We start from the raw sequence: 24,366 nt of genomic DNA, 5'->3' as shown, positions 1-24,366 counted from the left end.
ACGACACGGAGAGACGATGGGACTGACGGGAAACCCCCAGCACATCACTGACTCCCGGCCCAGTGAATCCCGCCCACCCGAAGCCACCCCGCGCTTCCCCACCCCGGCCCCGTCGAAATCCCGCCCCGAAGCCACCCCGCGCACCCGCCGCCACCGCCCCGCCGAAACCCCGCCCCCACATCACCGCCGCGCTCCACGCCCCCGCCCCGCCGAAACTCCGTCCCCGCTGCCCCGTTGCGCCTCGTGCTGCCGGCCTGCGGGGGGTGTCGCCGCGGGGGCGTTCAGCAGGCCGGGGGCGGGGCCGGCTGGGACGTGGCGCGGAGGAGGGCGCGGAGGAGGTCGAAGTCGACCTTGGCGGGGTTGCGGAAGCGGAGGCAGGCTTTGCCCATGTCGTGGGCGGCCAGGCGGTCCGCGAAGGCGTCCCGGACGTCCGTGCGCATCAGGTAGAAGGAGATGTACTGCTTCTGGTTCGCCCAGGCGATCTCCGCCTCGGTCCCGCCCGGCCGCACGTACACCGGCATTCCGTACGCGATGCGTTCCTCGAAGCCCTTCAGTTCCGTCACGCACAGCTCGCGCAGGCGGGCGAGGGCCGGGCGGCGGGCTTCGGGGGCGGCGTCCAGGTAGGCGGCGACATCCATCAGGCGGGCTGCTTTCCGATCTGGGAGCGGACCGCCCCCATGCTGGCTGCGATGACGAGGGCGATGGCCAGGGCGTCCAGCGCCGACATGGCCTGGTTGAGGACGAGGAAGCCCGCGGTGGCGGCGATCGCCGGCTCCAGGCTCATGAGGATCGCGAAGGTGGGTGCCGGCATCCGCCGCAGGGCGAGGAGTTCGAGGGTGTAGGGCAGCACGGAGGACAGGACGGCCACGCCGACGCCCAGTGCCAGGGTGCTCGGGACCAGGAGGTCCGAGCCCGCTTCGTGGACGCCCAGCGGCAGCGAGAGGACGGCGGCGGCGGCCATCGCGAGGGCCAGGCCGTCCGCCTGCGGGAAGCGGCGGCCCGTGCGCGCGCTGAAGACGATGTACGCCGCCCACATGACGCCCGCACCGAGCGCGAAGGCCGCACCCAGCGGGTCGAGGGAGCCGAAGCCGAGGCCGCCCCCACCGTGCCCGGACAGCAGGGCGACGCCGCCGAGGGCGAGGCCGGCCCACAGGAAGTTCACCAGGCGGCGGGAGACGACGACGGACAGGGCGAGCGGCCCGAGGACCTCCAGGGTGACGGCGGGGCCGAGCGGGATCCGGTCGATGGCCTGGTAGAAGAGCCCGTTCATGCCGGCCATCGCCACCCCGAAGGCGGCGACGGTGCCCCAGTCGGAGCGGGTGTAGCCGCGCACCTTCGGCCGGCACAGGAGCAGCAGCACGATCGCGGCGGCCGCGAGGCGCAGGGTGACCACGCCCGCCGCACCGGCCCTCGGCATGATCATGACTGCGAGGGCGGCCCCGAACTGGACCGAGACGCCCGCCGAGATCACCAGTGCGACCGGGCCGAAGCGGGACCGGACCCCCTCGGTGGAGGGATCGGCGGGGAGTGCGGCGGCGGGGGTGGTCGTCGGGGACGCGGAAGGTGCGGGCATCTCTCCACACTAAGGCTTCGTAAGGAGTGTTGCCGCGTATCTTTCCTTACATGTTCGCTACGGCCGCGTGTCGGGAGGGCCTTGGCCGGCTTCCCGGGCCTCCTGGTCCGCCAGCCCCTCGGCGAGGAGTTCCACGAGGTGACGGGCCCGCACTCCGCCCAGCTGGGCGATCTGGGTCCGGCAGGAGAACCCGTCGGCCTGGACCAGCGCGCCCGGCGGGGCCGCGCGCAGCGACGGCAGGAGCTGTTCCTCCGCGCAGGCCACCGACACCTCGTGGTGGCCGGGCTCGAAGCCGAAGTTCCCGGCGAGGCCGCAGCAGCCTCCGGCGGGCTCGCCCACGAGTCCGGCGCGCTCGCGCAGCCGGCGGTCCGCGGCGTCACCGAGGACGGCGTGCTGGTGGCAGTGGGTCTGGCCGACCAGCGGGCGGTCGAGGCGGGGCGGCCGCCAGGTCGGCGCGTACTCCTCCAGGGTCTCCGCGACGGTCCGTACGGCCGCGGCCAGGCGGGCCGCGCGGGGGTCGTCGGGGAGCAGGGCGGGCAGGTCGGTGCGCAGGGCGGCGGCGCAGCTCGGTTCGAGGACGGTGACGGGCCCGGGGACGTCGCCGAGGACGTCCAGGGTGCGGCGCAGGACCTTGCGGGCGCGGTCGAGGCGGCCGGTGGAGAGGTAGGTCAGGCCGCAGCAGACCCGGCCGCCGCGGGGGACGGTGACGTGCAGGCCGGCCGCCCGCAGGACGCGGAGCGCGGCATGGCCGACATCGGGGGCGAGGTACTCCGTGAAGGTGTCGGGCCACAGTGTGACGACGGGACCGGCCCCGACGCCACCGGCCGCGGAACCGAAGGCGGGCGCCGAACCCCCGGACGATGCCGCCGGCCCACCGGCCGCCGGACCACCGGCCGCCGGACCCCCGGTCGGCGCCGCGGACCCCCGGGACGACGCCGGACCACCACCCGCCGCCCGACCACCGGGCGCCACCGAATCACCGTCCGCCGGCTCCCCGGCCACCCGGCCCGTCGCGTGCCCCGGGACGCCCGCGTGCCCCGGGACGCCCGCGTGCCCCGGGACGCCCGCGTGCCCCGGCCCTCCCCCGCGTCCCGCGGCCCCCGCGCGTCCCGCGGCCCCCGCATCCCGGGTGAACGGCCGCCGTGCGAGTTGCGGCAGGCTACGTTCCCGGGCCAGACCGGGCAGCGGGACCGGCAGGAGGCGGACTGCCGTGTTGACGGCGCCGGCCGCCCGCAGGCGGGCGATCAGGCGCAGCCATCCCGGCAGCCCGCCCAGCGTGTAGTGGGCGAGCGGCCGGATCCGGCCGGCCCAGTGGTGGTGCAGGAACTCCGACTTGTACGAGGCCATGTCCACGCCGACCGGGCAGTCGCTGCGGCAGCCCTTGCACCCCAGGCACAGGTCGAGGGCCTCGGCGACCTCCGGGGAGCGCCAGCCGCCGGTGACGATCTCCCCGGCGAGCATCTCGTGGAGCAGGCGGGCGCGGCCGCGTGTGGAGTGCTGTTCCTCGCCGGTGGCCCGGTAGGAGGGGCACATCACGCCGGGGCCGCCCGCCTCGGTCGTACGGCACTTGGCGACGCCGACGCACCGTGCGACCTCGCGGGCGAACGGGGTGGCGGGGAGCACCTCGAAGCGGAGGTTCTCGTCCAGGCGGGCGGGCCGGACGAGCGTCCCCGGGTTCATTCCGCCCGCCGGGTCCCACACGTCCTTGTACGCACCGAAGAGCCGGATCACGTCCGGGCCGTACATCTTGGGCAGGAGTTCGGCGCGTGCCTGCCCGTCGCCGTGTTCGCCCGAGAGGGAGCCGCCGTGGGCGACGACGAGGTCGGCCAGTTCCTCGGAGAAGGTGCGGAAGCGGGCCACGCCGGTGGTGGAGGCGAGGTCGAAGTCGATGCGGACGTGGACGCAGCCCTCGCCGAAGTGCCCGTACGGGGTGCCGCGCAGGCCGTGGGCGGCCAGCAGGGCCCGGAACTCCCGCAGGTACGCGCCGAGCCGGGCCGGCGGGACCGCGCAGTCCTCCCAGCCCGGCCAGGCCATCCGCCCGTCGGGGGTCCTGGTCGCGGTGCCGGCGGCGTCCTCGCGGATCCGCCACAGGGCCCGCTGCCGGGCGGGGTCGGTGACGACCAGCGCGTCGAGTGCGTCGGCGCCGCGTGCGACGGCGCGCGCCCCGCCCTCGTCCGGCATCTCCACGAACAGCCAGGCGCGGCCCCGGGGCAGCCCCGCGGCCCCGCCCGCCCTGACCGCCCCGCCCCCGCGCGTGCCCGCGCCCGTGCCCGCGCCCGTGCCCGGGGCCGGGCCGAGCAGGTCCTCGGCCATGCCCTCCACGGTCAGCGGCCGGTGCGGGAGCAGTCCGGCGGCCGCGTCCGCCGCCGCGCTCTCGTCCGCGTACCCGAGGACGGCCAGGGCGGGCGCCGGCGGCAGTTCCACGAGGCGCACCACGGCCTCGGTGACCACGCCGAGGGTGCCTTCGCTGCCGCAGAAGGCCTGCGCGAGCCGCACCCCGCGTTCGGGGAGCAGGGCGTCGAGGCCGCCGTAGCCGGAGATCCTTCGCGAGAAGGCGGGCGGCATGCCGGTGCGCAGCAGCCCGAGGTGTGCGCCGACGAGTTCCCGCAGGCCTGCGGGGGCGCCGTCCCAGCCGGTGCCGATGCGGTGGGGGGCGCCCGTGTAGGTGGTGACGGCGAGTTCGGCGACGTTGTCGGCGGTGGTGCCCCAGGCCACGGAGTGGGCGCCGCACGCGTTGTTGCCGATCATGCCGCCGAGGGTGCAGCGGGAGTGGGTGGAGGGGTCGGGGCCGAAGGTCAGTCCGTAGGGGCGCACCGCGTCGCGGAGCCGGTCGAGGACCAGGCCGGGCTGGACGACGGCGGTGCGGGCAGCCGGGTCGACGGACAGGAGGGCGTTCATGTGCCGGGTGAGGTCGAGGACCACGCCGGTGCCCGTGGCCTGTCCGGCGATGGAGGTGCCGCCGCCGCGCGGGACGACGGGCACGCCGGCGTCGGCGCACACGCTCAGGGCGGCCGCGACGTCGTCGGCGTCGCGCGGGGTGACGACGCCGAGGGGGACGCGGCGGTAGTTGGAGGCGTCCATGGTCACCAGGGCGCGGGCCGCGGCGCCGAAATCGACCTCGCCGCGCAGCTCCGCCCGCAATGTCCGCTCGACTTCACCGGGTGTCGTCACATCGCCCAGCCTGCCACCGCCGCGCCGCGTCTCATCGGGTGGACGCGCGTCCGGAGCGCGGACCGCGACCCGATACGCTCCGGTCGTGGCTGAGATCCAGATTCCCGCTGACATCAAGCCCGCCGACGGACGCTTCGGCGCGGGCCCCTCCAAGGTGCGGACCGAGGCGCTGGACGCCCTCGCCGCCACCGGTACCTCCCTGCTCGGAACCTCACACCGCCAGGCCCCGGTCAAGAACCTGGTCGGATCGGTGCGCCAGGGCATCCGGGACCTCTTCTCCCTCCCCGAGGGCTACGAGGTGATCCTGGGCAACGGCGGCTCCACCGCCTTCTGGGACGTCGCGACCGCCGGACTCATCGAGCGGAAGTCCCAGCACCTCACCTTCGGCGAGTTCTCCTCGAAGTTCGCCAAGGCCGCGAAGCTCGCGCCGTGGCTGGACGAGCCGTCCGTGATCTCCTCCGAGCCGGGCACGCACCCCGAGCCGGTGGCCGAGGCGGGCGTGGACGTGTACGCGTACACGCACAACGAGACCTCGACGGGTGTCGCGGCGCCGGTCGAGCGCGTCGCGGGCGCGGACGCCGGGTCCCTCGTTCTGGTGGATGCGACGTCGGGCGCCGGCGGTCTGCCGGTGGACATCACCGAGTCGGACGTCTACTACTTCGCGCCGCAGAAGTCCTTCGCCTCGGACGGCGGGCTGTGGCTGGCGGCGTTCTCCCCGGCGGCGCTGGAGCGCGCGGCACGCGTGCACGCGTCGGGCCGGCACATCCCGGAGTTCTTCTCGCTGCCGACGGCGATCGACAACTCGCTGAAGAACCAGACGTACAACACCCCGGCCCTGGCCACGCTCTTCCTGCTGGACCAGCAGCTGGAGTGGATGAACAGCCAGGGCGGCCTGGAGTTCACCACGGGCCGTACGGCGGCCAGTGCGCGCCACCTGTACGGCTGGGCGGAGGCGTCCAAGTACGCGACGCCGTTCGTCGTCGACGCCGACAAGCGTTCCGCGGTCATCGGCACGATCGACTTCTCGGACGACATCGACGCGGCCGCCGTCGCCAAGGTGCTGCGTGCCAACGGGATCGTGGACACCGAGCCGTACCGCAAGCTCGGCCGCAACCAGCTGCGCATCGCGATGTTCCCGGCGATCGACCCGGCGGACGTGCAGGCGCTGACGGCCTGCATCGACTACGTGATCGAGAAGCTCTGACCGTCGCCCGTACGGTACGGCCGAAGCCCCCGGTGACTGCTCGTCACCGGGGGCTTCGGCCTTCCCCCACGGGCACGCGAAGCCCGTCCCGGCCTGGGAAGGCCCGCCACCGGACTGCGATGTCGTCGTGTTCGCCCACCTCACGGGCAAGGCGCAGGCCGGCACGCGATACCTTCAGGAGTTGGCGTTGGGCGAATCTTGGAGGCAGCGGCGTGAGCGTGCGAGTGACGGCGGCCCAGAGCGGCGTGGACCCCTTCGGCACGGCCCGGCTGCGGCGCGGCGTGCTCGACGCCTGGGGTGCCGGCCCGGCCCGGTTCCGCGAGGACGCCAACGCCGAGGAGGACCTCGCGCTCGGCGGCTACCGGGACCGGCTCGTCGTCGAGCTGGCCCAGAACGCCGCCGACGCCGCGGCCCGCGCCAAGGTGCCCGGCCGGCTGCGGCTCACCCTCCACGCGGGCGAGGCCGGCCCCGCGCTGCTGGCCGTCGCCAACACCGGCGCCCCGCTGGACGCGACGGGCGTGGAGTCGCTGAGCACCCTGCGGGCCTCCGCCAAGCGGGAACCCGCCGCGGAGAGCGTCGGCCGTTTCGGCGTCGGCTTCGCCGCCGTCCTCGCCGTCTGCGACGAACCCGCGGTCCTCGGCCGCCACGGCGGTGTCCGCTGGTCCCTCGCCGAGGCCCGCGAACTGGCCCGCGAGGCCGCCGTCGGCAGCCCCGGCCTCGGCGACGAACTGCGCCGCCGCGACGGACACGTACCGCTGCTGCGCCTGCCGCTGCCCGCCGAGGGCACCGCGCCCGAGGGCTACGACACCGTCGTGGTCCTGCCGCTGCGCGACGCCGCCGCCGAGGACCTCGTAGAGCGGCTCCTCGCGGGCATCGACGACGCCCTGCTGCTGACCCTGCCCGGGCTGTGCGAGGTCGTCGTGGAGACCCCGGCCGGCACGCGCACCCTGGGCCGCCGCGACGAGGGCGCCTACACCGTCGTCGAGGACACCACCGCCTCCGGTACGCGCACCAACCGCTGGCGCACCGTCCGCCACGGCGGCGCCATCGAGAAGGCGCTGCTCGCCGACCGGCCCGTCGAGGAACGCCTGCGGCCCGCCTGGGCGGTGTCGTGGGCGGTGCCCGTCGACTCCGACGGCGCCCCGCTGCGCCCGACCACAGCGCCCGTGGTGCACGCCCCGACGCCCACCGACGAACCGCTGGGCATCCCGGCGCTGCTCATCGCGACCCTGCCGCTGGACACCAGCCGCCGCCACCCCGCGCCGGGGCCGCTGACCGACTTCCTCGTGCAGCGCGCGGCCGACGCGTACGCCGAACTCCTCGGCGCCTGGGACCCGGTGGTCACCGGGCTCGTGGACCTGGTGCCCGGCCCGCTCGGCCAGGGCGAGCTGGACGGCGCCCTGCGCGCCGCCGTGCTGGAGCGGCTGCCCCGTACGGCGTTCCTCGCGCCGGCCGCGCCGCCCGAGCACGCGGAGGAGCGGGTCGCCCTGCGCCCGTTCGAGGCCGAGGTCGTGGAGGGCGCGGGCGCCGACACCGTACGCGTCCTGGCGGAGGTCCTGCCGACGCTGCTGCCGGCGGGCCTGGAGCGGCGCGCCGAGCTGCGCACTCTGGGGGTGGGCCGGCTCCCGCTGGGCGATGCCATCGAGCGGATCGCGGGCATCGAGCGGACCCCCGAGTGGTGGTACCGGCTCTACGACAGCCTGGCCGGGGTGGACCCCGACCGGCTGTCCGGGCTGCCCGTGCCGCTCGCCGACGGCCGCACGACGATCGGACCCCGGCACGTCCTGCTGCCGTACGCCGAGACTCCCGCGGACCTGGCCCGGCTGGGGCTGAAGGTGGCCCACCCGGAGGCGGCGCACCCGCTGCTGGAGAAGCTCGGCTCCCTGCCGGCGACGCCGCGCGCGGTCCTGACGACCCCGCAGGTACGGGCCGCGGTGGCCGCGTCCCTGGACGCCGGGGAAATCTGGGACGAGGACGCCGACACCCTGGACGCCGACGAGCTGGCCGACGTGGTCCTCGGGCTGGTCCGTGACGCGGAGCTGGCACCGGGCGACGAGCCGTGGCTGGGGGCGCTGGCCCTGCCGGACGAGGACGGGGAGCTCACCCCGGCGGGCGAACTGCTGCTGCCGGGCTCGCCGCTGGCCTCCGTGATCCGGGAGGACGAGGTCCCGTACGTGGACGCCGAGCTGGCCGAGCGGTGGGGCGGGGCTCCGCTGACCGCCTGCGGGGTACTGGCGACGTTCCAGCTGGTGCGGGCCGCCGACGTGGTCCTGGACCCGGACGAACTGGAGCCCCGGGACGGCGACTTCGCCGAACCGGACGACGCGGGACTGCTCGACGCGGTGGACGTGTGGTGCGAGGACGTGCTGGACCAGCTTCCGGACCTGCCCGTTCCGCCGGTGGCGACCGAGCTGGTGGCCGTCCGTGACCTGGACCTCGTCGACGACGACTGCTGGCCGCAGGCCCTCGCGATGCTGGCGCAGCCGCCGCTGCGGGACGCGCTGACGCAGCCGGTGCGGATCCTGCTGCCGGACGGGACGACGCAGTCGGTGCGCCCGTACACGGCGTGGTGGCTGCGCGACCACCCGGTGCTGGACGGGCGCCGCCCGGCGGGCCTGCGCGCGGCGGGCGGCGACCCGCTGCTGGAGGGCCTGTACACCTCGGCGGACGCCACCGGTTTCGAGGACGAGCAGGTGCTGCGGGCGCTGGGCGTACGGACGTCCGTACCGGCCCTGCTGGACGAGCCCGGGGGCGCGGCGGAGCTGCTGGGCCGGCTCGCCGACCCGGAGCGGGAGGTGACGGACCGGCAGCTGCACGGCCTGTACAACGCGCTGGCCGATCTCGACCCCGAGCAGGTGACCCTGCCGGACGAGCTGCGGGCTGTGGTGGACGGCGAGGTGCTGGTGGTGGACGCGGCGGACGCGGTGATCGCGGACGCCCCGGACCTGCTGCCGCTCGCCGCGGGACTGCCGCTGCTGCCGGTGTCACCGGTGCGCGCGGCGGACCTGGCGGAGCTGCTCCAGGTACGCCGGCTGTCGGAGACGGTGCCGGCGGAGGTGACGACGCCGGGTGAGGAGCACGAGGTGCCGGAGCCGGTGCGGGTGCTGCTGGGCCCGGCGACGCCCCACACGTACATCGAGCACGAGGAGCTGGTCGCGGGCGGCATCGAGCTGGACTGGCGGCGCACGCCCGACGGCACCCTCCACGCGTCCACCCTGGAGGGCGTGGCGGCGGGCCTGGCCTGGTCGGCGGGCCAGTGGCCGCGCCGCTTCGAGGTGGCGGCGCTGCTGGAGGACCCGTCCCGCACGGCGGAGCTGGCCCGGGACCGCTGGTTCGACTAGGTACGAGGGCTTCCGTCGCCGCCGGGGCCCCCGCGGCCCGGCGGCGGCGGGCAGCCGTGGGGCCGGGTCACCGGTCGCGGGCGTCCGCGGTGGCCAGGGGCAGCAGGTCGGGGCGTTTGGCGGTGCGGCCGTCGCCGGAGGAGCGGCCGCGCAGGCGGCGGCCCAGCCAGGGGCCGAGGAATGCGGCCGCCCAGCGCAGTTCGGCCGCGACGGCCGCCCCGGGCCCGGGGGCGGTGCGCGGCGGCAGCGGCTGCGTCCAGGTGTCGTCGCTGCCGGGGAGGCCGACGGCGTGGGCGAGGGCGGCGGCGATGCGTTCGTGGCCGAGGGCGCTGGCGTGCAGCCGGTCCGTGGTCCACATCCGCGGGTCGGCGACGGCTTCCGGCAGGGCGGTCTCGGCGACGCTGACGCCGTGTCGGGCGGCCGCCTCGCGGACACGGTCGTTGAGCTCGGTCAGGCGGGGTCCGAGGGGCCGGGCGAGCGGCACGATCCGGCCCAGGTCGGGAAAGGTGACGGTGGCCACGTGTGCTCCGGCCGCGGTGAGCGCGGCGAACATCTCCTCCAGGTGGCCCGCGACCTCGGCCGCGTCGAACCGGGGCCGCAGTACGTCGTTGACGCCCGCGACGACGGTGGCGATGTCGGGGCGCAGGGCCAGGGCGGGGCCGAGCTGTTCGGCGCGGACCTGGCCGGCGAGCCGTCCCCGCACGGCGAGGTTGGCGTAGTGCAGGCCGGGGCGTGCGGCTTCGAGGTGTCCGGCGAACCGGTCGGCGAAGCCGCGCAGGCCCGTGGTGTCGTCGCCGTCGCCGAGGCCTTCGGTCTGGCTGTCGCCCAGGGCGACGTAGCGCCGGTACTCAGTGCTCGGCACGGGTGGTCCGCCTCTCTCGCAGGATCGTCGCGCTGCGGCGGCACCAGTCGCGGTGGCCCTGCTCGAAGGCGATGCCGCGCAGGCAGGTCAGGTATCCGCCGATCGCGTCGCCGCGGAGCAGGAACTCCTCCTCGTCCAGGTCGCCGCGCATCTTGCGCAGCACCCTGCCGAGGAGGTCGATCTTGGCGTCGGCGGCGGCCGCCCGCTCCTCAAGTTGTTCGATCACGGGCCCGGTGCCGATCCGGTCGGCGGTCTGGACCTTGACGAGGAGGTCGTCGCGGATGACCGAGGGCTTGGACGCGGCGGCCGCGAATTCCTCCAGCTCGGTCCGGCCGGCGGCGGTGACGTGGAAGAGGCGTTTGTTGGGGCGGGTCTCCTGGACGACCTGCCGGCCCTCGACCAGGCCTTCCCTCTCCAGCTTGGCGAGTTCGGTGTAGAGCTGCTGGGGGGAGGCGTGCCAGAAGTTCGCGACGCCGATGTCGAACGACTTCGCCAGCTCGTAGCCGCTGAACTCGCCGTCCAGCAGCGCTGCCAGTACGGCATGTCGCAAGGCCATCGCGGCTGCCCCTTCCCTTTTCCTCGTACTCCCCCGCATGATACTCACGAAACTGACTAGTCAATTCCTTGAGTATCAGTATCTGGAGGAGCCGTGGAGTCCGTGCCGCAGACCGCCGACCGCTTCCGTGCCGCCGTCGAGAAGCGTGATCTCGCCGCGCTGGAGGACCTGTTCACCGAGGACGTCAGGCTGTACAGCCCGGTGAAGTTCCGCCCCTTCGAGGGCAGGCCGATGGTGATGGGGCTCTTCGGCGTCCTGCTGCGCGTCTTCGAGGACCTGCGCTACGTCGGCCACTTCGAGGGCGCGGCCGAGACGAGCGCGGACGGCACGCGGGCGCCGGCGACGGTCCTGCCGTTCCGGGCCACGGTGGACGGCAAGGACATCCACGGCATCGACATGCTGCACTTCGACGAGGCGGGCCGGATCAGGGAGTTCACGGTGATGGTCCGCCCCGGGTCCGCGGTCCACACCCTGGGCCAGGCCGTCCTGGCAGGCCTGCAGGCGGACGGCCTGGCGTAGGGCTTCCTTCCCGGGACCCGCCCGGTCAGGCGGCCGGGCCGAAGCCCGTCACCGCCGGGTACGGGGTGGCCGTCCCGTACCCGGGAAGACGCTGACCCGGCCGGCGGCGTCCGCGGACCACAGATCCGGCAGGGACAACGAGCCGGTCAGGCCGGGAATCTGCGGTCGACCCAGCGGAAGGTGAACTCGATGAGGGTCGCGGCGACCGCGGCGACCGCCACCGCGGTCCACGGCATCGTGGTTCCGACCAGCTTGAGCTGGAAGAAGTCCTGGAGCCACGGCACGATCAGGACGACGAGGAAGGCTCCGCCCATCGCGCCCACCAGGGCCACGCGCCACCACGTGTACGGGCGGGCGATGATCGCCAGGACCCACATCGAGGTCAGGAACAGCGTCAGCGTCGCCGCGCTGGTCTCCGCGGGCAGGGCTTCCGGGCCGGTGTAGTGGTGGCGGGCGATCAGGTAGGTGGCGAAGGTGGCCGCCGCCGCGATCACACCGCCGGGGATGGCGTAGCGCATCACCCGTTTCACGAAGTGCGGCCTCGCCCGCTCCTTGTTCGGGGCCAGCGCCAGGAAGAAGGCCGGGATGCCGATGGTGAGGGTGGACAGCAGGGTCAGGTGGCGCGGCAGGAAGGGGTACTCGACCTGCGAGCAGACCACCAGGATGGCCAGCAGCACCGAGTAGACCGTCTTCGTCAGGAAGAGGGTGGCGACGCGCGTGATGTTGCCGATGACCCGGCGGCCTTCGGCGACCACGGACGGCAGGGTGGAGAAGCTGTTGTTCAAAAGGACGATCTGCGCGACTGCGCGGGTGGCCTCCGAGCCGGACCCCATGGAGACGCCGATGTCGGCGTCCTTGAGGGCGAGCACGTCGTTGACGCCGTCGCCGGTCATGGCGACGGTGTGGCCCCTGGACTGGAGGGCGCCGACCATGTCCCGCTTCTGCTGCGGGGTGACGCGTCCGAACACGGAGTTCCCGTCGAGGACCTCGGCCATCTCGGCCTGCTCGGCGGGCAGCTTGCGGGCGTCGACGGTGTTCTGTGCGCCGGGCAGGCCCAGCTTGCCGGCGACCGCGCCGACGGAGACGGCGTTGTCGCCGGAGATGACCTTCGCCTTGACGTTCTGGTCCTCGAAGTAGCGCAGCGTGTCGGCGGCGTCGGGGCGCAGCCGCTGCTCCAGGACGACCAGGGCGGTCGGCCTGACGCCGGTGGCGACGGCCTCGTCGTCCAGTTCGCGGGCGGACCGGGCGAGCAGCAGCACCCGCAGGCCCTGTTCGTTGAGGCCGTTGATCTCGTCGAGGGCGGGGTCCCCGGCGGGCAGCAGGACGTCGGGGGCGCCGAGCAGCCAGGTGTTGTTCTCGCCGTCGCCCTCGCTGAAGCTGGCGCCGCTGTACTTGCGGGCGGAGGAGAACGGCAGGGACTCGGTGCACCGCCATTCCGCGCTGTCGGGGTAGGCGTCGATGATCGCCTGGAGGCTGGCGTTGGGGCGGGGGTCGGACTCGCCGAGGGCGCCGAGCACCTTCTTGACATAGGCCGGGTCCGCGCCGCCGAGCGGGCGGAGCTCGGTGACGTCCATGCCGCCCTCGGTGAGGGTGCCGGTCTTGTCGAGGCAGACCACGTCGACGCGGGCGAGGCCCTCGATGGCGGGCAGCTCCTGTACGAGGCACTGCTTGCGGCCGAGGCGGATGACTCCGATCGCGAAGGCGACGGAGGTGAGCAGGACCAGCCCCTCGGGGATCATCGGCACGATGCCGCCGACGGTCCGGGCGATGGCGTCGTTGAGGTTGTTCTCCTTGACGACGAGCTGGCTGATGATCAGGCCGATGGAGGTCGGGATCATCATCCAGGTGACGTACTTGAGGATGGTGGAGATGCCGGAGCGCAGCTCGGAGTGGACGAGCGTGAAGCGGGAGGCCTCTTCGGCCAGCTGGGCGGCGTAGGCCTCGCGGCCGACCTTGGTGGCGGTGAACGCGCCGCCGCCGGCGACCACGAAGGAGCCGGACATGACCTGGTCGCCGGGCTTCTTCAGGACGGGGTCGGCCTCGCCGGTGAGCAGGGATTCGTCGATCTCCAGGCCGTCTGCCTCGCCGACGGAGCCGTCGACGACGACCTTGTCGCCGGGGCCGAGTTCGATGACGTCGCCGAGGACGATCTCGGAGGTGGAGATCTCCGCGGTGCGGCCGTCGCGGCGGACGCTGGGTTTGGCCTCGCCGATGACGGCGAGGCCGTCGAGGGTCTTCTTGGCGCGCAGTTCCTGGATGATGCCGATGCCGGTGTTCGCGATGATCACGAAGCCGAAGAGGCTGTCCTGGATCGGCGCGACGACGAGCATGACCACCCACAGGACGCCGATGATCGCGTTGAAGCGGGTGAAGACGTTGCCGCGGATGATGTCGGTGGTGGAGCGCGAGGAGCGGACGGGGACGTCGTTGACGTCTCCGCGGGCCACGCGCTCGGCGACCTCGGCGGTGGTCAGGCCGCCCGGCTTGAAGCGGGGCGCCGGCGGCCGTACGGGGTGGACGGGGTCGAGCTCGGCCCCCGCGTCGATGGCCGTGCCGGGTCCGCCGCTCGGCTCCCGCCCGTCATGGTCGATCCTCGCCCGCTCCGTCATGCATTCGACGGTAAGCGGCCTCGGATGGCTTCACCCGCCGAGGAGCCGGAAGAAGCGACTTCGGGATGACCCGAATCGTCCGCTGGTAGGAGGCCGTACCGCCCCGCGCGGAGCCGGTTCCCGGGCGCTAAGGGGTGTCCTGCTCGGACCGGGCGGCAGCGGTGGACTCGGCGTGGCGCTTGAGGGCGGCTTCGCGGCCGCGGACGTACCAGATGCCGATCAGGCCGAGGAAGCCGCCGGCCGCGCAGGTCCACACCCACCACAGCTGGCCGCGGTCGGCGAACCACCCGTAGAAGGGCAGCTGGACCACGAAGAGGGCGAACCACAGGATCGTGCCGCCCGTGACCGTCGCGACGACGGGGCCCTCAAGGGGCTCGGGCGCCTCGTGCTTCGCAATCCATTTCGCCATGTCGCAAGTTTAAGCGGGAGCCGGATCGGCCCCCCGCACGGTCTACGCGCGGAGATGGACGGCCTTTCCCTGATGTGTTCATACTGAAACGGTTTGGGCGCGGCCCATTTTCTTCGTATGAACCACCGATGAGGACCGTATGAGCACCCCGGCCCCCGCCCCAGAATCCACCGCTCCGGAGCCGTCCCCCCGGGAACCCTCCAACGGGCTGGACCGCTTCTTCAAGATCTCCGAGCGCGGGTCGACCGTGGCCCGCGAGGTCCGCGGCGGTTTCGCGACCTTCTTCGCGATGGCCTACATCATCGTGCTGAACCCGATCATCCTGGGCAACGCGAAGGACATGTACGGCCACCAGCTCGACGGCGGCCAGCTCGTGACGGCCACCGTCCTGACGGCGGCCTTCACCACCCTCCTCATGGGCGTCATCGGCAACGTGCCCATCGCGCTCGCCGCGGGCCTCGGCGTGAACACCGTCGTGGCCCTCCAGCTCGCCCCGCGCATGAGCTGGCCCGACGCCATGGGCATGGTGGTGCTGGCCGGCTTCGTGGTGATGCTGCTGGTCGCCACCGGACTGCGCGAGCGCGTCATGAACGCCGTCCCGCTGGGCCTGCGCAAGGGCATCGCCATCGGCATCGGCCTGTTCATCATGCTGATCGGCCTGGTCGACTCCGGCTTCGTCTCCCGCATCCCGGACGCCGCGCACACCACGGTCCCGCTCCAGCTGGGCAGCGACGGCCACCTGCACGGCTGGCCCGTCCTGATCTTCGTGATCGGCACGCTGCTCACCCTCGCCCTGCTGATCCGCAAGGTCCCCGGCGCGATCCTGATCTCCATCGTGGCCATGACCCTGGTCGCGGTCGTCGTCCAGCTCGTCGCCGACCTGCCCGACTCCGGCTGGGGCCTGACCGTCCCGGCCTGGCCCGGCAACCCGGTCGCGGCCCCCGACTTCGGGCTCGTCGGCCAGGTCAGCCTCTTCGGCGGCTTCGGCAAGGTCGGACTGCTCACCGGCATCCTGTTCGTCTTCACGGTGCTGCTGTCCTGCTTCTTCGACGCCATGGGCACGATCCTGGGCGTCGGCGACGAGGCCAAGCTGATCGACAGGAAGACCGGCGAGTTCCCCGGCATCAACCGGGTCCTGTTCGTCGACGGCCTCGCCGTCGCCTCCGGCGGCGCGACGTCCTCCTCGGCCACCACCTGCTTCGTGGAGTCCACGGCCGGTGTCGGCGAGGGTGCCCGTACGGGTCTGGCGAACGTGGTGACGGGCGCTCTCTTCGGCGTGGCGCTCTTCCTCACCCCGCTGGCCACCATGGTCCCGTCGCAGGCCGCCACGCCCGCGCTGGTCGCGGTCGGCTTCCTGATCCTGGCGGGATCGGTCAAGGACATCGACTGGAGCGACTTCACCATCGCCGTCCCGGCCTTCCTGGCCATGGTGATGATGCCCTTCACCTACTCGATCACCAACGGCATCGGCATCGGCTTCATCGCCTTCAGCGTGCTGCGCCTGGCGACCGGCCGGGGCCGCGAGGTCCCGACTGCCATGTACGTCGTGTCGGCGGTGTTCGTCTTCTCCTACGCGATGCCCGCGCTCGGCCTCGGCTAGGGCGTACCCGGCGGGCTCACGTCAGCCCGTAGAACTTCTCCGTCTCGTCGACGGCCGCCTTGAAGCGCTCGTCGAAGTCGTCGCGAATGAGCGTCCGGACCACATAGTCCTGGACGCTCATTCCGCGTTTTGCGGCGTGGATCCGGAGCCTGTCGAGGAGCTCCCCGTCTATGCGCATGCTCAGCACATGTGTCCCCATGCCGAAAGAGTCGGGGCACAGGGTGCGTACGCGTGTCACTTTCGGCCGCCGACTCACCCGTACGAGTGACCTGGCACATACCTGGTGCACGCCCGGGAAAACCGGTGTTCCTTAGCGAGAGTAATGAGTTATTCTAAGTACATGCCTGACCTCTCCCATGGCGACGACGCTGCCGCCGTGAACGACCTCCGCTCCGCCGTCATGCGGCTGGGGCGGCGCCTGAAGCACCAGCGCGTCGACGAGTCGCTGAGCCCGACCGAGATGTCGGTCCTCGGCACCCTCGCCCGCTGCGGCCAGGCCACACCCGGTGAACTGGCGCGGCGGGAGCACGTCCAACCGCCCTCCATGACGCGCATCGTCGCGTTGCTGGAAGCCAAGGGACTGGTCACGCTGGAACCGCACCCCGACGACCGCCGCCAGAAGGTGGTCCGCCAGACGGAGGAGGCCGAAGCGATGCTCGAAGAGAGCCGCCGCAAGCGCAACGCCTTCCTGGCCGGGCTCGCGGCAGAGCTGACCGAGGACGAATGGGCCAAGCTGCGCGCGGCCGCACCCGTCCTGGAGAAGCTCGCGCACCTGTAGGAACGACGCCAGGAGGCGAACGCTTTTGAGTACGGGAAACGGAGCAGACTCCGCACCCGGCCACATATCCACCACCCCTACCGCCGCGCGACCCGCGGCACCCCCGAGCAGGAACCGGGGGATGTTCAGCTCGCTGAGGATCCGCAACTACCGGCTCTTCGCGACCGGCCAGGTCGTCTCGAACACCGGCACCTGGATGCAGCGCATCGCCCAGGACTGGCTGGTCCTCTCCCTGACCGGCTCCGCCTCCGCCGTCGGCATCACCATCGCCCTGCAGTTCCTGCCGATGCTGGTGTTCGGCCTCTACGGAGGCGTACTCGCGGACCGGCTGCCCAAGCGGCCCCTGCTCCTCGCCACCCAGAGCGCGATGGGCCTGACCGGCATCGCACTCGCCGTCCTCACCCTCGCGGGACACGTCCAGGTCTGGCACGTCTACCTCGCTGCCCTCCTGCTCGGCCTGATCACCGTCGTGGACAACCCGGCCCGGCAGACCTTCGTCCCCGAGATGGTCGGCAAGGACCAGGTCGCCAACGCCGTCAGCCTCAACTCGGCCAACTTCCAGTCCGCGCGGCTGGTCGGCCCGGCGATCGCCGGCGTGCTGATCACCGCCGTCGGCTCCGGCTGGGCGTTCCTGCTCAACGGCCTGTCCTTCGCCGCGCCCATCGCGGGCCTGCTGATGATGCGGACGAAGGAGCTGCACCCCGCCCCGCCGCGGCCCCGCGCCAAGGGACAGCTGCGCGAAGGCCTGCGCTACGTCGCCGGACGGCCCGAGCTGGTCTGGCCGATCGTCCTCGTCGGCTTCATCGGCACCTTCGGGTTCAACTTCCCGATCTGGCTGTCGGCGTTCGTGAGCGACGTCTTCCACGGCGACGCGGGCACCTACGGGCTCTTCAACACCCTGATCGCGGCCGGCTCCCTCGCGGGCGCCCTGCTCGCCGCCCGCCGCGGGCAGTCCCGCCTGCGGCTGCTGGTGGCCGCGGCCGCGCTGTTCTCCGTACTGCTGCTCGTGACGGCCTTCGCCCCCGGCTTCTGGCTGTTCGCCGCGCTGCTCGTGCCCATCGGCGTCTTCGGCCTGACCGTCAACGTCACCGCCAACTCCAGCGTGCAGATGGCCACCGACCCCGAGATGCGCGGCCGGGTCATGGCCCTCTTCATGATGGTGTTCACCGGCGGCACCCCGCTGGGCGCCCCGCTCCTCGGCTGGATCACCGACACCTACGGAGCCCGCGTCGGCATGGCCTCGGGCGCCCTGATCTCCCTGGCCGCGTCCGTGGCCGTCGGCGTCGTGCTGGCCCGTGTCGGCAACCTCCGGCTGCGGGTCGGCCGCCACGGGGTGACCTTCGTCCCGGCGGTCCCGCACCGCCGCGAACTGGTGACGGTGGCCTGACCGGGCGGCTGCGGCCGGGTCCGGCCCGGCGCCTCACGGCGCCCGGCCCCGGACCCCGCCGCAGCTCCCCCGGAGCCCGGCAGCCGGCGGCGCGCAGGGCATACGCTCACCGCATGAGACTGTTCGCCGCCGTTCTGCCGCCCGAGGAGGCCGTCGCCGAGCTCGCCGCCGCCGTGGACGCGGTCCACGACGACCGGCTGACCTGGACCACCCGGGCTGGCTGGCACTTCACGCTCGCCTTCATGGGCGAGGTCCGCGACGACGCGCTCCCCGAGCTGTACGCCCGCCTGGAGCGGGCCGCCCACCGTACGCCGCCCTTCGCCCTGCGCCTGCACGGCTGCGGGCACTTCGGCGACCGCGCCCTGTGGACCGGAGCCGCCGGCGACCTCGACACCATGCGCCTGCTCGCCGACCGGGCCGACGCCGCCGCGCGGCGGGCCGGGATCCCGATGGAGCAGCACCGCCGGTACACCCCGCACCTCACCCTGGCCCGCGCCCACGGACACCGACACGGCCACGGCCACAGCCACAGCCACGGAAACGGCGGGGCCGTGCCGCTCCGCCCGTACCTGGACGCCCTCGCCCACTTCGAGGGCACGGCCTGGCAGGTGGACACGCTCAGCCTGGTCCGCAGCCACCTGCCGGTGAGCGGGGTGCGGGGGGAACAGCCCCGCTACGAGACCGTGCGCGCCTGGCCGCTGCGAACGCCGTGAGGCGGCCCGTCCTGCAGGGACGGGCCGCCTCACGTGTCGTGACCCCAGCTGCTCGGCAGCCGTGTCCAGCCGGTGCCTACCAGCCGCCGACGCCGATCTCCTTGCGGGCGCCCAGGCCGCCCGAGCCGGTGCCGGGGTAGAGGAAGAGCTTGCCGGTGGAGTTCTGCACGGCGATCAGGTCGTCCGAGAGCTGCGAGTTCAGCAGGTCGCCGCCGATCAGGTCGGACATGCCGTTCCAGCCGCCCGAGCCGATCTGGATGCGCGGGCTCAGGTAGCCCTTGTCACCGGGGTACATGAACAGCTTGCCCGTGGACTTCTCCACCGCGACCAGGTCCTGGCGGCCGCTGTTGTTGAGGTCCATGCCGGTCAGGTTGGACATGCCGTTCCAGCCGCCCGAGCCGATCTCCTTGCGGGCGTTCAGGCCGGTGCCGTTGCCCGGGTAGAGGTACAGCTTGCCGGTGGACTTCTCGACGGCCGCCAGGTCGGCGATCTTGTCGCCGTTGAGGTTGAGGGCGGTCAGGTTGGACATGCCGTTCCAGCCGCCCGAACCGATCAGGACCCGGCTGCCCCCGGAGGAGATCGTCGAGTTGTCGGCGCCCTTGTAGAGCCACAGCTTGCCGGTGGACTCCTCGACCGCGACGATGTCGTCCTTGCCGTCGCCGGTGAAGTCGCCGCCGGTCAGGTTGGACATCCCGTTCCAGCCGCCCGAACCGATCAGGACGCGGTTGCCGCCGGAGGCGACGGTGCCGTTGGGGGCGCCCTTGTAGAGCCACAGCTTGCCGGTGGACGCTTCCACGGCCGCCACGTCGATCACGTTGTCGCCGTTGAGGTCGGCCGAGGCCAGGTCGACCATGCCGGTGGAGCCGGTCCCTCCGTCACCGGGACCCTCCGGCTTCGGCTCCGGGGTCTTGGTCTCGCAGTTCTTGCTGGTCAGCGACTTGGACCAGGAACCGGAGCCGCCGAAGGCGGAGCCGTTGAAGACCGTCCGCCGGTCGACGAGGTCGTGGCGCTGCTCGTAGTGCAGGTGGGCGCCGGAGGAGTTGCCGGTGCTGCCGACGATGCCGATCTGCTGTCCGGCCTTGACCGTGGCACCGGTGGACGTGTTGAAGCCGTTGAGGTGGGCGTAGACGGTGGACCAGCCGCCGCCGTGGTTGATGACCACGTACTTGCCGTAGCTGGAGCCGCCGAGGTCCCTGACCTTGGACACGACGCCGTCGGCGCTCGCCACGACGGGGGAGTTGACCGTCGAGCCGCCCTGCGTCCAGTCGATCGCGTTGGCGCTCGGGCTGTGGTGGGCGCGGGAGGCGCCCTGCCAGGTCTCGCCGCACTTGAACGGCATCTGGAAGTCGGGGCGGTCGTCGCCCGAGGTGGCCGCCATGGCCATCATCTGCGGGCCCTCGGGCAGGCCGAGGTCGGCGGCCGTCAGCTCGGTCAGGTCGCCGTGCGGGTCCTCCGGGCCGCCGTCGGCGCTCGCACCGCCGGCCGAGAGGGCCACGGCGGCGACGGTGGCGCAGACGAGGCCGGTGGCGATGCGGACCCGGCGGGACATGAGGCGGGAGAAGACGGAAGGGGCGGCGGCGGTGGCAGTGGTGGTGGTCTCAACAGACATGGGAGTGCTTCCAAACCGGCACGAAGTGCCAAAAAGGGTGTCAGGGAAGGGAGTTGCGAAAGGAGTGCGGGGAGATGCGTCGGGCGTGGGGCTACCAGCCGCCGGAGCCGATCTCCTTGCGCGCCCCCAGACCCGTGCCGGTGCCCGGGTAGAGGTAGAGCTTTCCGGTGGCCTTCTCGACGCCGACGAGGTCGTCGTTCGCGTTCGAGGTGAAGTCGCCGCCGATGAGGTCGTTCATGCCGTTCCAGCCGCCGGAGCCGATCTCCGTGCGGGCGTTCAGGCCCGTGCCGTTGCTCTTGTAGAGGAAGAGCTTGCCCGTGGAGGTCTCGGCCCCGACGACGTCGGTCCTGCCGTCGTTGTCGACGTCCATGCCGACCAGGTCGTGCAGGCTGTTCCAGCCGCCGGACCCGATCAGTACGCGGCTGCTGCCGCCGCCGATCGATCCGGTGCCGTTGCCCTTGTAGAGCCACAGCTTGCCCGTCGACTTCTCGACGGCGGCGACGTCCGCCTTGCCGTCGCCGTTGAAGTCGCCGCCCATCAGCTCGGCCATGCCGTTCCAGCCGCCGGAGCCGATCTCCTTGCGGGAGGAGAGGCCGCTGCCGGTGCCGGGGTAGAGGTACAGCTTGCCGCTGGCCTCCTCGACCGCGACGATGTCGTCCTTGCGGTCGCCGTTGTAGTCGCCGCCGGCCAGGTTGGCCATGCCGTTCCAGCCGCCGCTGCCTATCTCCACGCGGTTGCCGCCGGAGGCGATGGTGCCGTTGGAGGCCCCCTTGTAGAGCCACAGCTTGCCGGTCGAGGCCTCGACGCCGACCACGTCGTCGACACCGTCGCCGTTGATGTTGGCCGCGACGAGGTCGGTCATGCCGGGCTTGGGCGCCGGCGGGGTGGTCACGTCGTCGGCGATGTTCTTGTAGCGCACGGGGTGGTAGGGGCCGTAGCCCGGGTAGTACGGGTAGTCGTAGACGCGGTGGTGGACGCCGCTGGGGGTGAAGTCGAAGCCCCAGTACCGCGTGCGGTCGGAGTTGGCCCACTTCTCGAAGAGGACGACGTGCCCGGAGGAGCCCTCGTCGTCGTCCAGGAGGGCGTCGCCCGCCTTCAGTTCCGCCTTGGTGATCGGCTCGGTCACACCGCGGGAGGCGAAGGTGTTGGTGGCCGGCTGGAAGTCCAGGTCCCAGGCCATCGAGACGTAGCCCGAGCAGTCCGTGCGGTATCCGCCGTGGCGGCGGCCGCTGTTGTAGTCCAGGCCGATGCCGACCCAGCTCTTGGCGCGGGCGATGACCGAGCCGCGGGTGATCTGCGGGGCGGTCGCCGCGGCGAAGCTCGCCGCCCGGAACTCCCCGTCGACCGCTTCCTCCTCGCCCTGGCCGGGGCTGCCGTAGTCGGGGTCGGCGGGGGTTTCGGCGGTCGCGGCCGCCGGGGCGGCGACCGCCGCGGTGTCGACGGCGACCACGGTGCCGGCTGCGACGGCCCCGGCGATGAGGGCGGCTACGGCGGCATGGCGGGTGTTCAACCCGTATCGGGACATGGCTGTGCTCCGGTTCTGGTCAGGTGAGGTCTGGGGGCCGGGAGCGCGGGCTCGACCGGCGGATGGTGCGGCGTGACGGGTGCGAGGCGCGGCGGACGGACAGCTGTCCTGCAGGTACAGCGGTCCCGCGGGGCGACGCGGTGGTACGGGGCGGGGACTGGGCCCGGGCGCTACGGCCGGATCGCCACCGCCGCCGGCGGGGCTCCGGCGGGGCCGGCCTGGCCGGCCGTGCCGCCCGCCACCGGGACCGGGTGGGCCGGGGCGTGGGCGGAGGCCATCGGCGCGACGGAGGTGATGCCGAGGGTGAGGGCGACAACCGCGGCGGCCCGGAGGATTCCTGTACGCATGAGGGTGGTTCGTCCTTCCGAAACGAATGGGCTGGTGGCTTGAACCCGTCGCCTTCGGACGTCCCGCGGTGGCGTCCGTTCAGGGCTTTCAGGGCCTTCTGTGCTCGTCCGGCGGGGGGCTGCCCCGCTGACAAGCAATAGATTCGCCGCTGCCCGGGCCGGGCGGAAGAGAGATCGACTGGCCCGAAAGGGCCATGGCCGGACCTGTCCACGCTTGGCCTGATCGGGCCGCCTCTCCGCCCCACCCCCGGCTCTCCCCGTTCCCCGCGCGGACATGCGAAGGCCGCCGGGCGGGACCATCGCTGTGGTCCCGCCCGGCGGCCTTGTCATGCACGAGACGTCTGTCAGGCGCGCGTGGGCAGCCAGCCCTCCTGTACGGCCCGCACCCCGGCCTCGAACCGGCTGCGGGCACCGAGGCGTTCCATCAGCTCGTTGGCGATGCGCCGGGCCGTGCGCGAGGACACCCCCAGCCGCTTGGCTATCGCATCGTCCGTGTGCCCTTCCGCCAACAACCTTATGGCAGCCGCCTGTTGCGCGGTCAGGCCGTCCGGGCCCAGGACCGCCACCTCCGCCAGCGGCTGCGCCTGCGCCCACGTCGACTCGAAGAGCGCACAGAGGGCGACGAGCATGCCGTGCCCGGTCAGGACGACCGCGCCCGCCGCGGAATCGTCGCTCACCGGGATCAGCGCCGTCCTGCGGTCGACGATGAGCATCCGCGTCGGCAGCGACGCCACCGTGCGCACCTGCCCGCCGAGCTCCGTGAGCCAGTTGGCGTGCTCGATGGAGGGCCGGCTGTTGCGCACGCTGTCGAGGTACAGGGTGCGCATGCGGACGCCCCGTTCGAGCAGCGTCCTGTTCAGGGGCCGCGAGGCGGCCAGGGCCGACTCGCTCAGCGTGGCGTCCGGTGAGAACGCCAGCAGCTCCTCCTTCGTCTCCCGGGTCAGCGCGACCAGCCGGTCGCGGACGGCGTCGAGGCCGATGAGCTGCTCCACGCCGGGATGCCGGGCGGTCGGCCGCAACTGCGAGTACTCGGAGATCAGCCGGGCCGCGGCGGCCCGGGACGCCTCCAGCCGCTGCTGCTGGGCGGCGAGCTCCGCCTGCCCCCGCGCCATCAGGATCTCCATCCCGATGTCCGGGGAGACGGCGCGCAGCCGCCCGCTGTCGTCGGCGGACGGCTGGACCAGCGCCAGCTCGCTCAGCAGGTCCAGGGCCTCGCGCACGTCGTTCTCGCCGATCCCCACGGCATCGGCGAGCGCGGTCACGCCCGACCCGGGTTCCATGAGCATGGCGCGGTAGACGGCCTCGGCTCTCGCGTCGAGGCCCAGTTCGGTCAACATGTGGTTCCCCCCACCCCGTTGGCACTTCGATGGGAAGATCATCTCAAAGAAGCGGATGGACGGATGCGTCCACGGCCGCAAACGGCCGGCCGGATGGGTGTCCTGCACGGGTCCGGCGGGGGACGGTGGAGTCATGTACCTCGTCCATGCCCGTCTGCGGACGGTTCCTCCGGTGGAAGTGCCCGATGATCTGCGCGAGGCGGCCCGTGCCGGGCTGAGCCCGAGGGACCGCGTGGAGCACCTCGCCGTGCACCCGCAGTCCGCGGAGCACTTCACCCTCGGCTTCTACCTGCTCTCCGACTCCCTGCAGGAGGCGGAACGGCACGCCGAGGCCGTATGCCGGCGCCTGCTCGGCGCGCGGGCGCTGCCCGCCGCGCGGCTGCTGGACGTCGGCGTCCCGCTGATGCCACTGTCCCTGCTGGAGCACCGCAGCCACTGACCGGGCGGGGCTGCCTGTCCTCATCCGTCCACGGACGGTTTGGGCCAGCCGATATCTCTTCTCCCCCCGCTGAGCTGCGGCTTAGCTATGTCTCACCGGAACGGGACAGCGCCACCGCGGGGTGCGGGACCGACCGGGAAGCCACTGTCGAACACGCCCCACGGCACCCCGAAGGGACTCCGGACACCATGAACACCTCTCGCATCCTCAAGGCCGCCGCGGTCGTCGCCCTCGCCCTCGTCCTCGGCACCCCGGCCGTCGCCTCCGCCGCCCCGCTCACCGCCGCCAAGCCCCCGGTCGCCGCGCAGAACGGCGACATGAGCTGGCAGTGACCGTCCGGCCACGGCCGGCAGCACACCCACCTCGGCACAGCCCCTGCGTCCACGA

Annotated in this window: 21 protein-coding genes; 9 read left to right on the top strand and 12 right to left on the bottom strand. The window is 73.0% G+C overall.

The genetic code is table 11. The features are described from left to right. Window positions 1–281 precede the first annotated feature (281 nt). Genes AVW11_RS23505 through AVW11_RS23495 form a run of 3 tightly spaced genes read right to left on the bottom strand, consistent with a single transcriptional unit; the run spans window position 282 to window position 4,654 of the window. Window positions 282–638, bottom strand: a complete 357-nt coding sequence (locus tag AVW11_RS23505; protein ID WP_076045728.1) for a DUF1801 domain-containing protein — start codon at window positions 636–638, stop codon at window positions 282–284. Further along, window positions 638–1,573: an EamA family transporter gene (locus AVW11_RS23500; protein WP_030851100.1), complete on the bottom strand. Its 936-nt coding sequence runs from the start codon at window positions 1,571–1,573 to the stop codon at window positions 638–640. The genes AVW11_RS23505 and AVW11_RS23500 overlap by 1 nt, the downstream gene beginning before the upstream one ends. A gap of 57 nt (window positions 1,574–1,630) precedes the next feature. Further along, window positions 1,631–4,654, bottom strand: a complete 3,024-nt coding sequence (locus tag AVW11_RS23495; protein ID WP_107423318.1) for an FAD-binding and (Fe-S)-binding domain-containing protein — start codon at window positions 4,652–4,654, stop codon at window positions 1,631–1,633. A gap of 175 nt (window positions 4,655–4,829) precedes the next feature. Here AVW11_RS23495 and serC point away from each other — a divergent pair, with 175 nt between their 5' ends. After that, on the top strand, window positions 4,830–5,948 hold the full coding sequence (gene serC / locus AVW11_RS23490) for a phosphoserine transaminase (protein ID WP_060180023.1): 1,119 nt from the start codon (window positions 4,830–4,832) through the stop codon (window positions 5,946–5,948). 212 nt (window positions 5,949–6,160) lie between these two features. Then, window positions 6,161–9,289, top strand: coding sequence for a sacsin N-terminal ATP-binding-like domain-containing protein (locus AVW11_RS23485; protein ID WP_030851091.1), 3,129 nt, complete (start codon window positions 6,161–6,163; stop codon window positions 9,287–9,289). A 67-nt stretch (window positions 9,290–9,356) separates the two neighbouring features. Here AVW11_RS23485 and AVW11_RS23480 read toward each other — a convergent pair whose 3' ends face one another. After that, window positions 9,357–10,151 carry an SGNH/GDSL hydrolase family protein gene (locus AVW11_RS23480; protein WP_060180024.1) on the bottom strand — a complete coding sequence of 265 codons (795 nt, stop codon included), beginning with the start codon at window positions 10,149–10,151 and terminating at the stop codon, window positions 9,357–9,359. Beyond that, entirely contained in the window at window positions 10,138–10,707 is a 570-nt protein-coding gene (locus tag AVW11_RS23475) for a PadR family transcriptional regulator (protein WP_030851082.1), read from the bottom strand. The genes AVW11_RS23480 and AVW11_RS23475 overlap by 14 nt, the downstream gene beginning before the upstream one ends. Window positions 10,708–10,809: 102 nt before the next feature. On the opposite strand from AVW11_RS23475, the gene AVW11_RS23470 reads away from it, so the two are divergent. Then, window positions 10,810–11,226 carry a nuclear transport factor 2 family protein gene (locus AVW11_RS23470; RefSeq protein WP_030851080.1) on the top strand — a complete coding sequence of 139 codons (417 nt, stop codon included), beginning with the start codon at window positions 10,810–10,812 and terminating at the stop codon, window positions 11,224–11,226. Between the two features lie 146 nt (window positions 11,227–11,372). On the opposite strand, the gene AVW11_RS23465 is transcribed toward AVW11_RS23470, so the two are convergent. Both AVW11_RS23465 and AVW11_RS23460 read right to left on the bottom strand, forming a co-directional pair. Further along, window positions 11,373–13,835: a cation-translocating P-type ATPase gene (locus tag AVW11_RS23465; protein WP_076045724.1), complete on the bottom strand. Its 2,463-nt coding sequence runs from the start codon at window positions 13,833–13,835 to the stop codon at window positions 11,373–11,375. A 127-nt stretch (window positions 13,836–13,962) separates the two neighbouring features. Continuing rightward, the gene (locus AVW11_RS23460; RefSeq protein ID WP_076045722.1) at window positions 13,963–14,244 is read right to left on the bottom strand and encodes a DUF2530 domain-containing protein; all 282 of its coding nucleotides are present in this window, start codon (window positions 14,242–14,244) and stop codon (window positions 13,963–13,965) included. A gap of 139 nt (window positions 14,245–14,383) precedes the next feature. On the opposite strand from AVW11_RS23460, the gene AVW11_RS23455 reads away from it, so the two are divergent. Then, window positions 14,384–15,844: an NCS2 family permease gene (locus AVW11_RS23455; RefSeq protein WP_060180027.1), complete on the top strand. Its 1,461-nt coding sequence runs from the start codon at window positions 14,384–14,386 to the stop codon at window positions 15,842–15,844. Between the two features lie 16 nt (window positions 15,845–15,860). Here AVW11_RS23455 and AVW11_RS23450 read toward each other — a convergent pair whose 3' ends face one another. Beyond that, on the bottom strand, window positions 15,861–16,043 hold the full coding sequence (locus AVW11_RS23450; RefSeq protein ID WP_030010567.1) for a hypothetical protein: 183 nt from the start codon (window positions 16,041–16,043) through the stop codon (window positions 15,861–15,863). Between the two features lie 141 nt (window positions 16,044–16,184). On the opposite strand from AVW11_RS23450, the gene AVW11_RS23445 reads away from it, so the two are divergent. The 3 genes from AVW11_RS23445 to thpR all read left to right on the top strand — a co-directional run bounded on the left by AVW11_RS23445 (window position 16,185) and on the right by thpR (window position 18,722). Then, on the top strand, window positions 16,185–16,622 hold the full coding sequence (locus tag AVW11_RS23445) for a MarR family winged helix-turn-helix transcriptional regulator (protein WP_030662370.1): 438 nt from the start codon (window positions 16,185–16,187) through the stop codon (window positions 16,620–16,622). Window positions 16,623–16,647: 25 nt separating this feature from the next. Continuing rightward, complete coding sequence (locus AVW11_RS23440) at window positions 16,648–18,009, top strand: MFS transporter (RefSeq protein ID WP_173675233.1); 1,362 nt, start codon at window positions 16,648–16,650, stop codon at window positions 18,007–18,009. A 113-nt stretch (window positions 18,010–18,122) separates the two neighbouring features. Next, complete coding sequence (gene thpR / locus AVW11_RS23435; protein ID WP_076045720.1) at window positions 18,123–18,722, top strand: RNA 2',3'-cyclic phosphodiesterase; 600 nt, start codon at window positions 18,123–18,125, stop codon at window positions 18,720–18,722. A 76-nt stretch (window positions 18,723–18,798) separates the two neighbouring features. Here thpR and AVW11_RS23430 read toward each other — a convergent pair whose 3' ends face one another. The 4 genes from AVW11_RS23430 to AVW11_RS23420 form a co-directional block, all read right to left on the bottom strand. After that, the gene (locus tag AVW11_RS23430; RefSeq protein ID WP_076045718.1) at window positions 18,799–20,331 is read right to left on the bottom strand and encodes a peptidoglycan DD-metalloendopeptidase family protein; all 1,533 of its coding nucleotides are present in this window, start codon (window positions 20,329–20,331) and stop codon (window positions 18,799–18,801) included. Window positions 20,332–20,422: 91 nt separating this feature from the next. Next, window positions 20,423–21,856: a C40 family peptidase gene (locus AVW11_RS23425; protein ID WP_076045716.1), complete on the bottom strand. Its 1,434-nt coding sequence runs from the start codon at window positions 21,854–21,856 to the stop codon at window positions 20,423–20,425. Window positions 21,857–22,026: 170 nt separating this feature from the next. Continuing rightward, complete coding sequence (locus tag AVW11_RS37480) at window positions 22,027–22,203, bottom strand: hypothetical protein (protein ID WP_158076159.1); 177 nt, start codon at window positions 22,201–22,203, stop codon at window positions 22,027–22,029. Between the two features lie 344 nt (window positions 22,204–22,547). Next, a complete protein-coding gene (locus tag AVW11_RS23420; protein WP_076045714.1) occupies window positions 22,548–23,540 on the bottom strand; it encodes a helix-turn-helix transcriptional regulator in 993 nt (330 codons plus the stop codon). A 172-nt stretch (window positions 23,541–23,712) separates the two neighbouring features. Between AVW11_RS23420 and AVW11_RS23415 the strand changes: the two genes are divergently transcribed. Beyond that, on the top strand, window positions 23,713–23,979 hold the full coding sequence (locus tag AVW11_RS23415; RefSeq protein WP_225884822.1) for a hypothetical protein: 267 nt from the start codon (window positions 23,713–23,715) through the stop codon (window positions 23,977–23,979). A 188-nt stretch (window positions 23,980–24,167) separates the two neighbouring features. Beyond that, complete coding sequence (locus AVW11_RS37475) at window positions 24,168–24,311, top strand: hypothetical protein (protein ID WP_158076158.1); 144 nt, start codon at window positions 24,168–24,170, stop codon at window positions 24,309–24,311. Window positions 24,312–24,366: the final 55 nt, after the last annotated feature.

Origin of the sequence: Streptomyces amritsarensis, from assembly GCF_001953875.1 — a bacterium.
GTDB lineage: Bacteria > Actinomycetota > Actinomycetes > Streptomycetales > Streptomycetaceae > Streptomyces > Streptomyces amritsarensis.
Note: the sequence above shows the minus strand (reverse complement) of the source record. Positions and strands in the feature narration are given on the sequence as shown.

Bases quoted from the DNA above. Each gene is read 5' to 3' on its own strand.
- AVW11_RS23505 (WP_076045728.1), bottom strand. From the start codon at position 638: ATGGATGTCGCCGCCTACCTGGACGCCGCCCCCGAAGCCCGCCGCCCG.
- AVW11_RS23500 (WP_030851100.1), bottom strand. From the start codon at position 1,573: ATGCCCGCACCTTCCGCGTCCCCGACGACCACCCCCGCCGCCGCACTC.
- AVW11_RS23495 (WP_107423318.1), bottom strand. From the start codon at position 4,654: ATGGACGCCTCCAACTACCGCCGCGTCCCCCTCGGCGTCGTCACCCCG.
- AVW11_RS23475 (WP_030851082.1), bottom strand. From the start codon at position 10,707: ATGGCCTTGCGACATGCCGTACTGGCAGCGCTGCTGGACGGCGAGTTC.
- AVW11_RS23465 (WP_076045724.1), bottom strand. From the start codon at position 13,835: ATGACGGAGCGGGCGAGGATCGACCATGACGGGCGGGAGCCGAGCGGC.
- AVW11_RS23460 (WP_076045722.1), bottom strand. From the start codon at position 14,244: ATGGCGAAATGGATTGCGAAGCACGAGGCGCCCGAGCCCCTTGAGGGC.
- AVW11_RS23455 (WP_060180027.1), top strand. From the start codon at position 14,384: ATGAGCACCCCGGCCCCCGCCCCAGAATCCACCGCTCCGGAGCCGTCC.
- AVW11_RS23450 (WP_030010567.1), bottom strand. From the start codon at position 16,043: ATGGGGACACATGTGCTGAGCATGCGCATAGACGGGGAGCTCCTCGAC.
- AVW11_RS23445 (WP_030662370.1), top strand. From the start codon at position 16,185: ATGCCTGACCTCTCCCATGGCGACGACGCTGCCGCCGTGAACGACCTC.
- thpR (WP_076045720.1), top strand. From the start codon at position 18,123: ATGAGACTGTTCGCCGCCGTTCTGCCGCCCGAGGAGGCCGTCGCCGAG.
- AVW11_RS23430 (WP_076045718.1), bottom strand. From the start codon at position 20,331: ATGTCTGTTGAGACCACCACCACTGCCACCGCCGCCGCCCCTTCCGTC.
- AVW11_RS23425 (WP_076045716.1), bottom strand. From the start codon at position 21,856: ATGTCCCGATACGGGTTGAACACCCGCCATGCCGCCGTAGCCGCCCTC.
- AVW11_RS37480 (WP_158076159.1), bottom strand. From the start codon at position 22,203: ATGCGTACAGGAATCCTCCGGGCCGCCGCGGTTGTCGCCCTCACCCTC.
- AVW11_RS23420 (WP_076045714.1), bottom strand. From the start codon at position 23,540: ATGTTGACCGAACTGGGCCTCGACGCGAGAGCCGAGGCCGTCTACCGC.
- AVW11_RS37475 (WP_158076158.1), top strand. From the start codon at position 24,168: ATGAACACCTCTCGCATCCTCAAGGCCGCCGCGGTCGTCGCCCTCGCC.